Below are 14,986 nucleotides of genomic sequence, written 5' to 3' on the forward strand. Positions count from 1 at the left end.
CATCAGCGCAAACAGATAAAATCAGCCGACATGAAACGGCTGGCCATTTTTCTACACAACCATCTGACACGCCCCGCGAGCCCGTCGGAAGCAGCTGACATCGGCACCTATAGCCCCCCTCTTAGAGTTTGGCCTCCTGTCAGAAGAGGCTGTACTCGATGCCCGTTCAATACAAATTCCGACCACAACACCTCGCTTTAGCGGTAGCTCTAGCTGTGGGCTACACCAACGCTGCACTGGCCCAGACAGCAACCGAGCCGGATCTTCTCGTTACACAGGCACCCGCTGAATTGATGGGGATACTCGATGCATTCATCAGTGACCCCGCTACCATCAGGATCAACGTCATCAAGGAAACCAAAGCAAAGAAAAACGGTGTTGCCGTCCAAGGGAAAAATGCCAATGAGCTGATCATCTTGCTTCCTGGGGGGAGTATCAGCGGGATTGTTGACGGCGGCGGCGGTAAGAACGTACTGCAACTCGACTCCGCGGACGGTGGCCAGATAGGCGAAAGTCGAAAATTGATGGGCCTCGAAGTCAAACAGGGCGCCTGGACGCTTGCCGGGGCCGGGGCCGGGGCCGGGGCCGGGGATTTCAGTGTGGGTGCGTTGGTTCGCCCCGATGCAACGCTAACCAATGACGATCGCATTCATGGCGGTGCATTGGCCCACGGTACGCTGATCAACCAGGGTGGAATCGGAACCGGGGTAATCGTGTTCTCCGGTGGCGTCCTGAAAAATTCGGGAATCATCGAGGGTGACGTTGTAGTTCTTCAGGAGGGTATCTTTTCTGGCAAGGGCACTGTCGGCGCCCTGAACGTGCAGGGGCATTTATTTGTCACTCAAGGGGCGCCAACGATCAGGAGGAATATGGAACTCTCCAAAACGGCCGTACTGGCCTATGAGGTCAACCCCGATGGCCATGGCGAAACGATCAAAGTCACTGGTACCGCCAGCCTCGGCGGTGCGACCCTGAAAATCGTCGCGGCGCCGGGTGACTATCCGGCCACCAGCAAATATCGCGTCATCGAAGCCGGCAAGGTGCAAGGCGAGTTCGGTGAGGTGCTCAATGACCGGACCTTCATGACCCCTACACTGCATTACGAGGATGGAAAAAATGTCGACCTGACCTACGCCCGCAACGATGTACCCATCGAGAAACTCGCAATCACCGAAAACGGTCGGAAGCTTGCTCAAAGCATCGAAGAACCAACGCATTTCCCGCAAGCACAGGCTCCCTCCGTTACCGCTGCGCAACCTTCTACCCAATTGAACGTCGCCGTCACCGCCCTGCTGGGTTCAAGCAAAGCCACCGCCACTTACGCCATCGAACAACTGGCCGGCGGCAGCAATGCCAATCTGGCCAATGCGACCCTGAGCAGTGTCAATCCGGTGGGCGGCAGCATGCTGTCAGCCATGCGCCAACTGGACAGCAGCGATCTTGACGAACAGAACGGAGCCCCACGTCTGGCAACGGGCGATGCCACTGGCAGGGTCTGGTTACAAGCATTGGGTCACGGCGGCACACTGGATCGCAGTCATGGCAGCAGCGCCCTGCAACACTCCACCAAGGGTCTGGTACTGGGCGCGGATTGGGCGCTCGATGAACAGTGGCGTATAGGCGTGATTGGCGGACAATCGCAGACGCGCCTGGACGGTAGCCAACTGGACGGCGACCTCGACAGCTGGCACCTGGGCGTCTACGCCCTGCGCCAAAGTGGTCCGTTGGCTTTGCGCCTGGGGGCAACCTACGGCAACCATGATGGCAGCACCAAGCGTCGGGTAGCTTTCAACGGTTTCAGCGATCGTCCAAAAGGCAGTTACGACGCCAGCACTCAGCAAGCCTTTACAGAGGTCGGTTACAACCTAGGCAGCGGCAACTTCAGCGCCGAGCCCTTTGCCAATCTTGGCTACCAGCGGTATCAGCGCGACAGCTATACAGAAAAAGGCGGTGCGGCGGCACTGCAGGTTCATGGGCAAACGCAGGACAACTTCAGCAGCACCTTCGGTCTGCGCCTGGCACAGCTCAATACACTCGATAACGGCATGCAACTGACGCCGCGATTCAGCGCTGGCTGGAAACACACCTACGGTGATGTCGATAGCAAAGCTCAGCAGCGACTGGTTACCGGTGGCAAGAATTACACCGTTGAAGGCGCCGCCCTGGATCGCGACAGCCTGACGCTTGATGCAGGGTTGGAGCTGGCGGTATCGACTCGGCATACGTTGGGTGTCGGTTACAACGGCGAACTCGGCAATGACAGCCGTAGTCATGGCGTAATGGGGCAGTGGCGGATGGCATTCTGATAAAACCACCCCACTCTCGCTGGCTCAGCACAGTACTTTGTGGGAGCGGGCTTGCTCGCGAAGGCGGTGTGCCAGGCAACATTGATGTCGACTGACACTCCCTCTTCGCGAGTAAGCCCGCTCCCACACAAGGATTGTGGCGCTCCCAAATACCGGGCGAAAAAAAAGGGGAGCACATGCCCCCCCGAGGTTTAAAGCGATTTATCGAGGCTGTTAACTCAGCCTTCGATCTCGATCAGAATTTCGCCCGGGTTGACCCGGTCGCCTTTGGCCACATGAATGGCAGTGACTTTGCCGGCGATGGCCGATTGGACTTCGGTTTCCATCTTCATCGCTTCGGTGATCAGCACGGCCTGGCCGGCTTTCACGGTGTCGCCTTCCTTGACCAGCACATCGACGATGTTGCCCGGCATGGTGGTGCTGACGTGGCCCGGTGCCGTGGCTTGCTTGCGCTTGCTGCTACCGCCGCTGACAAATTCGTTGAGCGGTTCGAACACCACTTCTTCCGGCATGCCGTCGATGGACAGATAGAAGTGGCGCTTGCCTTCCGCCTTGACGCCGACACCGGTGATGTCGACGCGGTAAGTTTCGCCATGAACGTCGATGACGAACTCGGTCGGCACGCCTTCGCCGCCAACCGACGCCACGCCGCCCGCTTCCGGAATGGGCAACAGCACCTCTGGTACGAGGAGGCCGGCTGCACGTTCTTCGAGGAATTTGCGGCCGATGTCCGGGAACATCGCGTAGGTCAGAACGTCTTCTTCGGACTTGGCCACAGCGCCGATTTCGGCACGCAGTTTGGTCATTTCCGGCTTGAGCAGATCGGCCGGACGCACGTCGATCACTTCTTCGCTGCCGATCGCCTGACGACGCAGTTTTTCGTTCACAGTGCCCGGCGCTTTGCCGTAGCCGCCTTGCAGGTAGAGCTTCACTTCATTGGTGATGGTCTTGTAGCGCTCGCCGGCCAGCACGTTGAAAAACGCCTGGGTGCCAACGATCTGCGAGGTCGGCGTTACCAGCGGCGGGAAGCCGAGGTCTTCGCGAACACGAGGGATCTCCGCCAGCACTTCGCTCATGCGGTTCAGCGCGCCCTGCTCTTTCAACTGGTTGGCGAGGTTGGAAATCATCCCGCCCGGAACCTGATTCACTTGAACGCGAGTGTCTACGGCGGTGAATTCGCTTTCGAACTGGTGGTACTTCTTGCGCACGGCGTAGAAGTACAGGCCGATTTCCTGCAGCAGTTCCAGGTTCAGGCCGGTGTCGTACTCGCTGCCTTTAAGAGCAGCGACCATCGATTCGGTGCCTGGATGGCTGGTACCGGAAGCGAAGCTGGAGATCGCGGTGTCAATGTGATCGGCGCCGTTTTCGATGGCCTTGAGTTGGCACATGGTGGCCATGCCAGCGGTGTCGTGCGAGTGAATGAACACAGGCAGCGATTGCTCGGATTTCAATGCCTTGACCAATTCGCCTGTGGCGTACGGGGTCAACAGACCAGCCATGTCCTTGATCGCCACCGAGTCGCAACCCATGGCTTCCATTTGCTTGGCTTGCGCTACGAAGGCTTCGATGGTGTGCACTGGGCTGGTGGTGTAGGCGATGGTGCCCTGAGCGTGTTTTCCGGCGGCTTTCACCGCTTCGATGGCGACTCGCAGGTTACGCACGTCGTTCATCGCATCGAAAATGCGGAACACGTCGATGCCGTTGACTGCCGCCTTGGCGACGAAGGCTTTGACCACGTCGTCGCTGTAGTGGCGGTAGCCCAGCAGGTTCTGGCCACGCAGGAGCATTTGCAGACGCGTGTTAGGCAAGGCCGCGCGCAGTTGGCGCAGACGCTCCCACGGATCTTCTTTGAGGAAGCGGACGCAGGCGTCGAAGGTCGCGCCGCCCCAGCATTCCAGCGACCAGTAGCCGACTTTGTCGAGCTTGTCGCAGATCGGCAGCATGTCTTCGGTGCGCATGCGGGTGGCGAGCAGCGATTGGTGGGCGTCGCGCAGGATTGTGTCGGTAACGTGGATTTTCTTAGTCATTGGAATATTCCTCACAGGCCTGCGTGGGCGGCGATGGCGGCGGCGATGGCCAGGGCCAGCTCTTCGGGTTTGCGCTTGATCGAGTAGTTGGTCAGTTCAGGGTGGCTTTCAACGAAGCTGGTGTTGAACTGGCCGCTGCGGAATTCCGGGTTACGCAGGATTTCCTGGTAATACGCGGCGGTGGTCTTGACCCCTTGCAGACGCATGTCGTCCAGAGCTCGCAAGCCACGGTCCATCGCTTCTTCCCAGGTCAGCGCCCAGACCACCAGTTTCAGACACATGGAATCGTAGAACGGCGGAATGGTGTAGCCGGTATAGATCGCTGTGTCGGTGCGCACGCCAGGACCGCCGGGCGCGTAGTAACGGGTGATCTTGCCGAAGCTGGGCAGGAAGTTGTTTTTCGGGTCTTCGGCGTTGATCCGGAACTGCAACGCGAAACCACGGTGCTGGATGTCTTCCTGCTTCACCGAAAGCGGCAGGCCGGAGGCGATGCGGATCTGCTCGCGAACGATGTCGATGCCGGTGATTTCTTCGGTGATGGTGTGTTCCACCTGCACCCGGGTGTTCATCTCCATGAAGTACACCTCGCCCTCGGCGAGCAGGAACTCCACGGTGCCGGCGTTCTCATAACCCACGGCTTTGGCCGCACGCACCGACAGGTCGCCAATGTAGGCGCGCTGTTCCGGAGTCAGTTGCGGGCTCGGAGCGATCTCGATCAGCTTCTGGTTGCGCCGCTGGATCGAGCAATCACGCTCGAACAGGTGCACCACGTTGCCAAAGCTGTCACCGAGGATCTGCGCTTCGATGTGTTTCGGGTTTACGATGCATTTTTCCAGGAACACTTCCGCCGAACCGAACGCCTTGGTGGCTTCGGAAATCACTCGCGGAAAGGCTTGTTCGAGTTCTTCGCGACTGTTGCAGCGACGAATGCCGCGGCCGCCACCACCGGAGGTGGCCTTGAGCATCACCGGGTAACCGATGCGATCGCCTTCGGTCAGGGCTTCTTCGATGCCCGACACGTTGCCTTCGGTGCCCGGGGTGACCGGTACGCCAGCCTTGATCATGCTGCGGCGCGCTTCGGTCTTGTCGCCCATGCGGCGAATCACTTCAGCCGATGGACCAATGAATTTGATACCGCGTTCAGCGCAGATGTCTGCCAGCTCGGCATTTTCCGAAAGAAAGCCGTAACCGGGGTGCAACGCATCGCAACCGGTTTCCACCGCCAGGTTCACCAGCTTGCGCGGGTTCAGGTAGCCGGCCAATGGCTCGGCACCAATGCTGTGGGCCTCGTCCGCACGCTTCACATGCAAGGCATGGCGGTCGGCGTCGGAATAGATCGCGACGGAGCGAATGCCCATCTCGGCGCAGGCACGCACGATTCGTACGGCAATCTCACCACGGTTGGCGATCAGGATCTTTTTTATCACTTGGAGGTTCCCTTGAGCCGGTGGTACCCACGACCTGTCACACCAGGTCGACGCGTGACCAAATGTTTCAATTCAGTCGCAGCTCCACACTAGCCTTCGCAAGGGATTAACAAAAATGAATAATAATTGGGTTACACATAAGCAAAGACTTATAGTTGAAGCATCAGCCTCCGCTCAGGGTCTCTAGAAAATGCGTAAGTCATTGATGCGTATGACGTTGCGTCAATTGCAGATCTTCAATGAGGTGTGCGACTTAAGGTCCTACAGCCGTGCAGCCGACGAAATGTCTCTCACACAACCTGCCGTGAGCCTACAGATTCGTCAACTCGAAGAGCTGATCGGCCAACCGTTATTCGATTATGTCGGCAAAAAACTCTACATGACCGAGGCGGCCGAAGCACTACAGCGCGCCAGCCGGGACATTTTCGGGCGCCTGGAAAACCTCGATATGCAGCTGTCGGACATGCAAGGCTCATTGCAGGGTCAGCTGAAACTGGCAGTGGAATCCAGCGCCAAGTATTTCGTGCCGCACCTGTTTGCCGCGTTCAAGCGCCAGCACCCGGAGGTGAACCTGCAACTGACGGTGGTCAACCGTGGCCAGGTCATCCGGCGCCTGTCGGATAACCGTGATGATCTGGTGATCATGTCGATGGTTCCACAGGACATGGGGCTGGAGTTTCTACCGTTTCTCAACAACCCGATTGTCGCCGTGGCGCCGCCGGATCATCCACTGTGTCACATGGGCCCGCTGCGCTTGCAGGATCTTGAGCCCTACACGTTGCTGTTGCGCGAACACGGTTCCGGCACGCGACTGGCTTGCGAAGAGTATTTCAAAGAGAAACGTGTGCACTTCACCCAAACCCAGGAGGTGGCCTCGGCCGAAGCGCAGCGTGAATGTGTATTGGCGGGTCTGGGCGTGGCACTGCTGACGCGCCACGCCCTGAACCTTGAATTGGCAACCGGCGGATTGATCGAGTTGCCAGTCGAAGAGCTACCGCTGTACCGCAGTTGGTGCCTGGTGCAGGCCAAGGCCAAACGGCTGTCACCGGTGGCCCATGCATTCCTTGCGTTTATCCGCAGTGAGCGGGCGCAGATCAGCGCGCTGGTTGAGCGTTTCGACGGGAAGCTGCGGGAGCCGCCTGCCAGTAATTGAGTTCCAGATCGTCAGGAAATTCGCCAATTTCGGCCAGTAGCTGGCGGCGCTCGCTGCGATCTTCGATAGCGCGGCGAAATTCCATGCGGCGCTGATCTTCTTGCTGACGACGGGTTTTGACGGCGCTGTTGCGTTCTTCGTAGGGCTGAGCCATTTCGAGTCTCCCAAGGCGAGTACGGGAGTTTCAAGATAGGCGCTAGGGATGACGGTTTGGCGGCGGGAGGGTTACAGACTGATGAAATCAACTGGCTTAGCGCTTATCTGTGGCGAGGGAGCTTGCTCCCGCTCGACTGCGCAGCAGTCGTAAATCGTTTGATGCGGCTTATCAGAAATACTGCAGCAAGATGGTTGTGGGGCCGCTTCGCAGCCCAGCGGGAGCAAGCTCCCTCGCCACAAATCCAGCATTCCCCGATGAATCAATCGTCCAGCGCTTTCACCGATTTTGGCGACAGCCGCAAACTGCGAAGGCTGCGCTTGACGCTTTTCAGGTGATTGACCAGGCTCGGACCGCGAGCCATGGCCACGCCCATCGCCAGCACATCGATGACTACCAGATGCGCAATGCGCGACGTCAGCGGCGTATAGATTTCGGTGTCTTCATGCACATCGATCGCCAGGTTGACGGTCGACAACTCAGCCAATGGTGTCTGGCTCGGGCACAACGTGATCAACGAAGCGCCGCTCTCGCGCACCAGATTGGCCGTGATCAACAGATCCTTGGAACGCCCCGACTGGGAAATGCAAATCGCCACGTCGCTGGGCTTCAGGGTGACCGCCGACATCGCCTGCATATGCGGGTCGGAATACGCCGCTGCCGTCAGCAGCAGACGGAAGAACTTGTGCTGGGCATCCGCCGCCACCGCGCCCGAGGCACCGAAGCCATAAAACTCGACCCGCTGAGCCTGAGACATCAGCGACACCGCCCTCTGCAACTCCACCGGATCGAGCTTCTCGCGAACCTCCATCAGCGTATGCAGGGTAGTGTCGAAGATTTTCAGGCTGTAATCGGCGACTGAATCGTCTTCATGGATCGCGAACTGCCCGAAGCTCGCGCCAGCCGCCAGGCTCTGTGCCAGTTTCAGCTTCAAATCCTGAAACCCGGAGCAACCGATGGCGCGGCAAAACCGCACGATGGTCGGCTCGCTGATGCCCACGCTGTGGGCCAGGTCGGCCATGGAGCTGTGCATCACCGCCGCAGGGTCAAGCAGCACGTGGTCGGCGACTTTGAGCTCCGACTTGCGTAACAGGTGGCGGGACTGGGCGATGTGTTGCAGCAGATTCAAGGGGCTGGACTCTTTGTTATTGGCAGGTGCCGGGGATGTAGCACGCTTGTAGTTATACTACATGAATCGGCTTTTTGCCTGCTCAATGCGTAACTCGATGTCCCCGTTTCATGCGACATGCACTCCATGTAGCCCTCTCAGTCCTTGTAGTAGCTGGCGAAGCCAGCGGCTACAAAGGATTGGCGTCGCGGCGTAAAAGTTCGGCCAGATTGGCAGCTTCGACCGGACGACTGATCAAATACCCCTGCACTTCATCGCAGCGCTCGACTTTCAGAAACCCCAGCTGATCCGGCCGCTCTACCCCTTCAGCCACCACCTTCAACGACAAGCCATGGGCCATGGCAATAATCGCCCGAGTAATCGCCGCATCCTCACTGCTCTCCCCCAGACCGCGGATAAACGCCTGATCAATCTTCACGTAATCCACCGGAATGCGCTTGAGGTAACTCAAGGACGAATAGCCAGTACCAAAATCGTCGATCGCCAGTTTCACCCCAAGGTCGCGCAACTGCTGGAAGGTCGCAATGATGTGCTCGACGCTGTCCAGCAACTGGCTTTCGGTGAGCTCCAGTTCCAGGTGGTGCGGCGCCAGACCGGTTTCCTCCAGCACTTGGCGCACCAGGCTCACCAGTTTTCCCTGACGCAGCTGATGCACCGACAGGTTAACCGACACCCGAATCGGCTCCAGGCCCTGACGCTGCCACTCGCAGGCTTGCCAACAGGCCTGGCGTAAAACGAACTCGCCAATAGCGCCGATCAACCCGGTTTCCTCGGCCAAGCCGATGAAATCCCCCGGCGGCACTTGGCCCAGGGTCGGGTGATGCCAGCGTACCAATGCCTCGGCGGCATTCAGCCGGCCGGTGACGAGGCAGAGTTTCGGTTGATAAAACACTTTCAACTGCTTTTCTTCGATGGCTTTGCGCAACTGGTTCTCGAGCTGCAAACGCTCGAGCGTGCTGGCTTGCAGGCTGTCGGTATAAAACTGGAAGTTGTTGCCGCCCAGGTGCTTGGCGTGCTGCATGGCCATGTTCGACTGGCTGACCAGCGCAGAAATCTCCCGCGCGGTGTCCGGCAACAGGCTGATGCCCATGGACGCGCTCATTACCAGCTCATGCCCGTCGACGGTGATCGGCAAACATAGCTTGGTCGACAAACGGGTTGCCATGCGCGCCAGGCTCGACAGGCTGCCGTAGGCATTGAACAGCACTGCAAATTCATCGCCGGACAACCGGGCGATGGTGTCTGCTTCTGGCAGCGCATTGACCAGGCGCCGGGCCATTTTCTGCAACAGCTGATCAGCGATTTCATGGCCAAGGCTGTCGTTGAGCAGCTTGAATCGATCCAGATTGATGTGCAGCAACGCCAGGCTGCGCCGACCGCCCTGACGCACCCGCTGATGAGCCTCGTGCAGCCGTTCGCGGAACAACGATCGGTTGGCCAATCCCGTGAGTTCGTCGTAATGAGCGAGGTAACGCATGCGCTCTTCAGACTCACGCCGAGCAGACAGATCGGCGAAGAAGCCGACAATATGACTCACTTTCCCCCTTGAATCGCGCACCGCATTCAGTTGCAGCCATTGCGGGTACAACTCGCCATTCTTGCGCGTTTCGACCAACTCGCCTTGCCAGCTACCTTGCTGCTCCAGCGCCTGACGAATCGCCGCGTAATGCCGGCGCGCGTCGCGACTGCAGGGTAACTCGACCACATTGCGTCCGAGCATGTCGTCGATGTCATAGCCCGTAACCCGACTGAAGGCTTGATTGGCGGCGATCAGCGCATAACCAGGATCAAGAATGACGATGCCCTCGCTGGCGGCCTCGAACACCGTCGCCGCCAGTTGACGCTGCTCTTCCTGTCCCTTGCTGGCACTGATATCGCGTCGGGTGCCGACCATGCGGATCACCCGGCCGTTTTCGCTGCGCTCAACCGCTCGACCACGGTCCTCGATCCAGACCCAATGGCCATCGCCATGCCGTACCCGATATTCGATCTGATAATCCTCGCTGCGACCCTTCAAATGCTCGACCAGGGCGCGCCGAAGCGATGGCAAGTCTTCGGGGTGCAGGCGTGGCTTGAGGTGGCTGAGCATCGCCGTGACGTATTCCGGCTCCAGGCCGAACAACTCTTGCAGTTGGGTGTGATGGACTTCATCTGTCAGCAGGTTCCAGTCCCACAACCCGAGTTCGCTCGCCTTCAACGCCAGCGCCAACCGCGCTTCGCTCTTGCTCAGGGCCTGGTTGGCGGCGTCCAGCTCCAGACTGCGTTGGGCAACGCGGTTTTCGAGGTCGACCTGGGTTTCGCGCAATTCGTCTTCAGCTCGGCGGCGCTGGTCGATTTCCTTGGCCAGTTCGTGGTTGAGCTGTTCGCTGCGACGTTGCGCCTGCTGCAAATGCTCGATCAGGGCCTGGTTTTGAAAGCGCCGCAACAACCCCTGGTTGATCAACCGATTGACCTGCCAGGCGACCACGCTCAACGAGCCCAGCAAAATCAGCCCGAACCAGCCCCAACCCTGTGCCTGTTCATCGCCGCCCCAGAACAGATAGCCGATGGCCGGCAACAGACAGGGCAAGGTAAAGGACAGAAAAGCCGACAGGCTGACGGCATAAGCGACACTGGCCGAGAGCGCCGCGGCGCCGATCAGGCCGAACACCCAGGCTTGCTGCATGAAATTGTCCGCGGGTACCAACGCGATGCCGGCACCGGCCAGGGTCAGGCCAGTCATGGCAGAGCCGAGCATGAACATACGACGCCAGACCGGATGGGCCTGACGGTTGGGAATCGCCGAATCGAAGGCTGCGACCTGAATCACCCGCAATGCCACCAGCGACAATAACCAGATCAGCCAGACGCTCACCACGAAGTAACGCTGCGGGCTCCAGAGCAGGCCGGCGCACACCAGACCGTTGATCAGCATGAACAGCGTAGGCAAAAGCGAGCCCTGGTACAGCAGGCGCGTGCGTTCGACTGCCATTTCCATGGCGTACTGCTTGCGGATAACCCGGGGCTCCACAGAGGGGCCCGATAGGTCGGAGCTGAGGGTCATAGGCAATGTTCTTGTTCTTATAGTGAGCATGCGAGCCCGAATTGTGCACGGAGCATACACAAGCAAATGCCCGGACCAAACAGCCCAAGGTCACAAAATAGACGAAAGTTCGAGCCGCCCACCTTGGTAAAAAAGCCGCCAGACGAGCTCCGCCAATGCTTGCAGCCGGTGACTGACCGGTCGTCATCGATGCTTCTTTCATCGGCTAATGCAAAGCTCGGTTTGCCCGGTGTGACGGCGCACCCTAGAATGCCCCGATGCGCGATGATCTCTCCCTTCTGCTGAACTCCCTCAACGATGCCCAACGTCAGGCCGTAGCTGCCCCCGTGGGTCGTCAGTTGGTCCTGGCCGGTGCTGGCTCCGGTAAAACCCGAGTGCTGGTGCACCGTATCGCCTGGTTGATCCAGGTCGAAAACGCCTCGCCCCACTCCATTCTGTCGGTGACCTTCACCAACAAGGCCGCTGCCGAGATGCGTCACCGCATCGAGCAGCTGATGGGTATCAACCCGGCCGGCATGTGGGTCGGCACCTTCCACGGCCTGGCGCACCGCTTGCTGCGGGCGCACTGGCAGGAAGCCGGCCTGAGCCAGACTTTCCAGATTCTCGACAGCGACGACCAGCAACGGCTGGTCAAGCGGGTGATCCGCGAGCTGGGTCTGGACGAGCAACGCTGGCCGGTCCGACAGGCCCAGTGGTTCATCAACGGGCAGAAAGACGAAGGTCTGCGTCCACAACATATTCAAGCCAGCGGCGACCTGTTCCTGGCGACCATGCGCAGCATTTATGAAGCCTATGAGGCTGCTTGCCTGCGAGCCGGCGTCATCGATTTCTCTGAACTGCTGCTGCGCGCCCTCGATCTGTGGCGCGATCATCCGGGCCTGCTCGCCCATTATCAGAAGCGCTTCCGGCACATTCTGGTGGACGAATTCCAGGACACCAACGCCGTGCAGTACGCCTGGTTGCGTCTGCTGGCCAAGGGTGGCGACAGCCTGATGGTGGTCGGCGACGACGATCAGTCGATCTATGGCTGGCGCGGCGCGAAAATCGAGAACATTTATCAGTATTCCGACGACTTCCCCGATGCCCAGATCATTCGTCTGGAGCAAAACTACCGCTCTACCGCCGGGATTCTCAAGGCCGCCAACGCCCTGATTGCCAACAATACCGGGCGCATGGGCAAAGAGTTGTGGACCGATGGCGGCGAAGGCGAAGCGATCAATCTGTACGCGGCGTTCAACGAACACGATGAAGCACGCTACGTGGTTGAAACTATCGAAAGCGCGCTGAAAACCGGCTTGGCTCGCAGCGATATCGCGATTTTGTACCGCTCCAACGCCCAATCGCGCGTTTTGGAAGAAGCCTTGCTCCGTGAGCGCATTCCGTATCGCATTTATGGCGGTCAGCGCTTCTTCGAACGGGCAGAAATCAAGAACGCCATGGCGTACCTGCGTTTGCTGGAAGGCCGTGGCAACGATGCGGCCCTGGAGCGTGTGATCAACGTTCCGGCCCGTGGCATTGGCGAAAAAACCGTCGAAGCGATCCGCGATCATGCACGCCACAGCCATGTATCAATGTGGGAAGCCATGCGTCAGCTGGTGGCCAACAAAGGTCTGACCGGTCGTGCTGCTGGTGCCATAGGGGCATTTATGGAGCTGATCGAGGACCTCGCCGCCAAGTGCCTGGAGATGCCGCTGCACTTGATGACCCAAACCGTGATCGAGCAGTCAGGGCTGATTGCTTACCATCAGGCCGAGAAAGGTGAGAAAGGCCAGGCCCGGGTAGAAAACCTTGAGGAACTGGTCAGCGCCGCGCGTAACTTCGAAAACCCGGAAGAGGATGAAGAACAGTCGCCACTGTCAGCGTTCCTCGGTCACGCCTCGCTGGAGGCCGGAGACACCCAGGCCGACGAACACGAAGACAGCATTCAGTTGATGACCCTGCACAGCGCCAAGGGCCTGGAATTCCCTTACGTGTTCCTGGTGGGCATGGAAGAAGGCCTGTTTCCGCACAAGATGAGCCTGGAAGAACCCGGCCGTCTTGAAGAGGAACGCCGCCTGGCCTACGTCGGTATTACCCGGGCGATGCAGAATCTGGTGCTGACCTATGCTGAAACCCGACGTTTATATGGCAGCGAGACTTACAACAAAGTGTCGCGTTTCGTACGTGAAGTGCCGAAAGGCCTGATCCAGGAAGTGCGGCTGTCCAACAGCGTCAGCCGTCCGTTCGGCGGTGGCCAGCAGCAGAGCTCCAGCAGCCTGTTCGGCGGCAGCGAGATCCCGGACACCGGGTTCAGCCTTGGTCAGACCGTGCGGCATTCGGTGTTCGGCGATGGTGTGATCCTGAATTTCGAAGGCGCCGGCGCTCAGGCGCGGGTGCAGGTGAACTTCAGTGAAGGCAGCAAGTGGTTGATGCTGGGTTACGCCAAGCTGGAAGCGGTATAAAGCCCGCCGCAGGGCTTTTCTGTGGGAGCGGGCTTGCTCGCGAAGGCAGCGCCTCGGTGTATCAGAAACACCGTGTCATCGTTCTTCGCGAGCAAGCCCGCTCCCACAGGTTGATCTGATGAAATTACCAAACCTCCTACAGAACCCATCCACTCGTCCTACAGACCAAAGTTAACAGGCCTTATTGCGCTGACTGAAGCTGAACACAACCTGTCAAGCAAAAGCCCGAAACACTCTGCCGCTAGCCAGCAACACTTCAGCTGTGCAACATGGCGCGCGTGCCTTCCACAAATGGGAATTCCCTTTATGAAACGTTTTCTTAGCATCGCCATGGCGTTGTGCATTGGCCTGACGATGAGCCTCGACGCCAATGCCGCCAAGCGCTTTGGTGGCGGCAAGAGCTCCGGCGCTGCGCCGACTCACCAGACCAGCCAGATGGCTCCTTCTTCTCCTGCCGGCGGCGCTGCTGCCACTGCGGGCGCGGCCGGTGCTGCTGGCGCCGCCACCAAGGCCAGCGGTGCTTCGCGCTGGCTCGGCCCTCTGGCCGGTATCGCTGCCGGTGGCCTGTTGGCCTCCATGTTCATGGGCGACGGTTTCCAGGGCATGCAGATCTTCGACATCCTGATCATGGCGGTCATCGCCTTCCTGGTCTTCCGTTTCATCGCCGCCCGTCGTCGCAAGCAGCAGGAGCACATGGCTCCAGCGGGCGCGCCGATGCAGCGTGAAGTGTTCGAACAGAAACCAGCAGCCATGGGTTCGATCTTCGGCGGCTCAGCAGCACCGGTTGCCGCTCGTCCGGTGATCAACGCGCCAGCCTGGTTCAATGAACACAACTTCATTGAAGCGGCCCGCAACCACTTCCAGTCCCTGCAGCAGCATTGGGACGCCAACGAAATGGACAAGATCGCCGAGTTCGTGACTCCGCAACTGCTGGAGTTCCTCAAGCGCGAACGTGCCGATCTGGGCGACGGCTTCCAGTCGACCTACATCGATAACCTTCAGGTACAACTGGACGGCGTTGATGACCGTGCGGACAAGACTATCGCCACCCTGACCTTCAGCGGTGTGTCGAAGTCCTCGCGCTTTGATCAGGGCGAAGTGTTCAGCGAAAGCTGGAACATGGAACGTGCACAGGGCGAAAACCAGCCTTGGCTGGTGGCCGGTATCCGCCAGAACGGCTGATCACTTTCCGCGTTTCATTTGTTGTAATAAAAACCCCGGCCTCGGCCGGGGTTTTCTATTTCGCGGTTGCATCTATAGCGAGCTACTGTATAAACCGCCCCAACTAAACCGCGCCATCAAGCAA

At 59.1% G+C, this 14,986-nt stretch carries 9 protein-coding genes; 4 read left to right on the plus strand and 5 right to left on the minus strand.

Translation table 11 applies throughout. The features are described from left to right. Positions 1 to 158 precede the first annotated feature (158 nt). Positions 159 to 2,306, plus strand: coding sequence for an autotransporter outer membrane beta-barrel domain-containing protein (locus ABH909_RS03225; protein WP_429430461.1), 2,148 nt, complete (start codon positions 159 to 161; stop codon positions 2,304 to 2,306). Positions 2,307 to 2,524: 218 nt separating this feature from the next. On the opposite strand, the gene oadA is transcribed toward ABH909_RS03225, so the two are convergent. Both oadA and ABH909_RS03235 read right to left on the minus strand, forming a co-directional pair. Beyond that, positions 2,525 to 4,333, minus strand: a complete 1,809-nt coding sequence (gene oadA, locus ABH909_RS03230) for a sodium-extruding oxaloacetate decarboxylase subunit alpha (RefSeq protein ID WP_429430463.1) — start codon at positions 4,331 to 4,333, stop codon at positions 2,525 to 2,527. An 11-nt stretch (positions 4,334 to 4,344) separates the two neighbouring features. Beyond that, positions 4,345 to 5,760, minus strand: coding sequence for an acetyl-CoA carboxylase biotin carboxylase subunit (locus ABH909_RS03235; RefSeq protein ID WP_007896523.1), 1,416 nt, complete (start codon positions 5,758 to 5,760; stop codon positions 4,345 to 4,347). A gap of 190 nt (positions 5,761 to 5,950) precedes the next feature. On the opposite strand from ABH909_RS03235, the gene ABH909_RS03240 reads away from it, so the two are divergent. After that, a complete protein-coding gene (locus ABH909_RS03240) occupies positions 5,951 to 6,913 on the plus strand; it encodes a LysR family transcriptional regulator (protein WP_192345136.1) in 963 nt (320 codons plus the stop codon). Here the strand turns inward: ABH909_RS03240 and ABH909_RS03245 are convergent. The 3 genes from ABH909_RS03245 to ABH909_RS03255 all read right to left on the minus strand — a co-directional run bounded on the left by ABH909_RS03245 (position 6,855) and on the right by ABH909_RS03255 (position 11,239). Further along, a complete protein-coding gene (locus ABH909_RS03245; RefSeq protein WP_429430466.1) occupies positions 6,855 to 7,067 on the minus strand; it encodes a PA3496 family putative envelope integrity protein in 213 nt (70 codons plus the stop codon). The genes ABH909_RS03240 and ABH909_RS03245 overlap by 59 nt on opposite strands. Positions 7,068 to 7,329: 262 nt before the next feature. Then, the gene (gene hexR / locus ABH909_RS03250; protein WP_007896526.1) at positions 7,330 to 8,196 is read right to left on the minus strand and encodes a transcriptional regulator HexR; all 867 of its coding nucleotides are present in this window, start codon (positions 8,194 to 8,196) and stop codon (positions 7,330 to 7,332) included. A 169-nt stretch (positions 8,197 to 8,365) separates the two neighbouring features. Beyond that, the gene (locus ABH909_RS03255) at positions 8,366 to 11,239 is read right to left on the minus strand and encodes an EAL domain-containing protein (RefSeq protein ID WP_429430468.1); all 2,874 of its coding nucleotides are present in this window, start codon (positions 11,237 to 11,239) and stop codon (positions 8,366 to 8,368) included. Positions 11,240 to 11,496: 257 nt separating this feature from the next. On the opposite strand from ABH909_RS03255, the gene uvrD reads away from it, so the two are divergent. Both uvrD and ABH909_RS03265 read left to right on the plus strand, forming a co-directional pair. After that, entirely contained in the window at positions 11,497 to 13,680 is a 2,184-nt protein-coding gene (uvrD, locus tag ABH909_RS03260; RefSeq protein WP_095632828.1) for a DNA helicase II, read from the plus strand. Positions 13,681 to 13,986: 306 nt separating this feature from the next. After that, positions 13,987 to 14,862, plus strand: a complete 876-nt coding sequence (locus tag ABH909_RS03265) for a Tim44 domain-containing protein (protein ID WP_429430470.1) — start codon at positions 13,987 to 13,989, stop codon at positions 14,860 to 14,862. The last annotated feature ends 124 nt before the right edge of the window (positions 14,863 to 14,986 follow it).

This window comes from Pseudomonas sp. BS3782 TE3695 (assembly GCF_050435305.1).
GTDB lineage: Bacteria > Pseudomonadota > Gammaproteobacteria > Pseudomonadales > Pseudomonadaceae > Aquipseudomonas.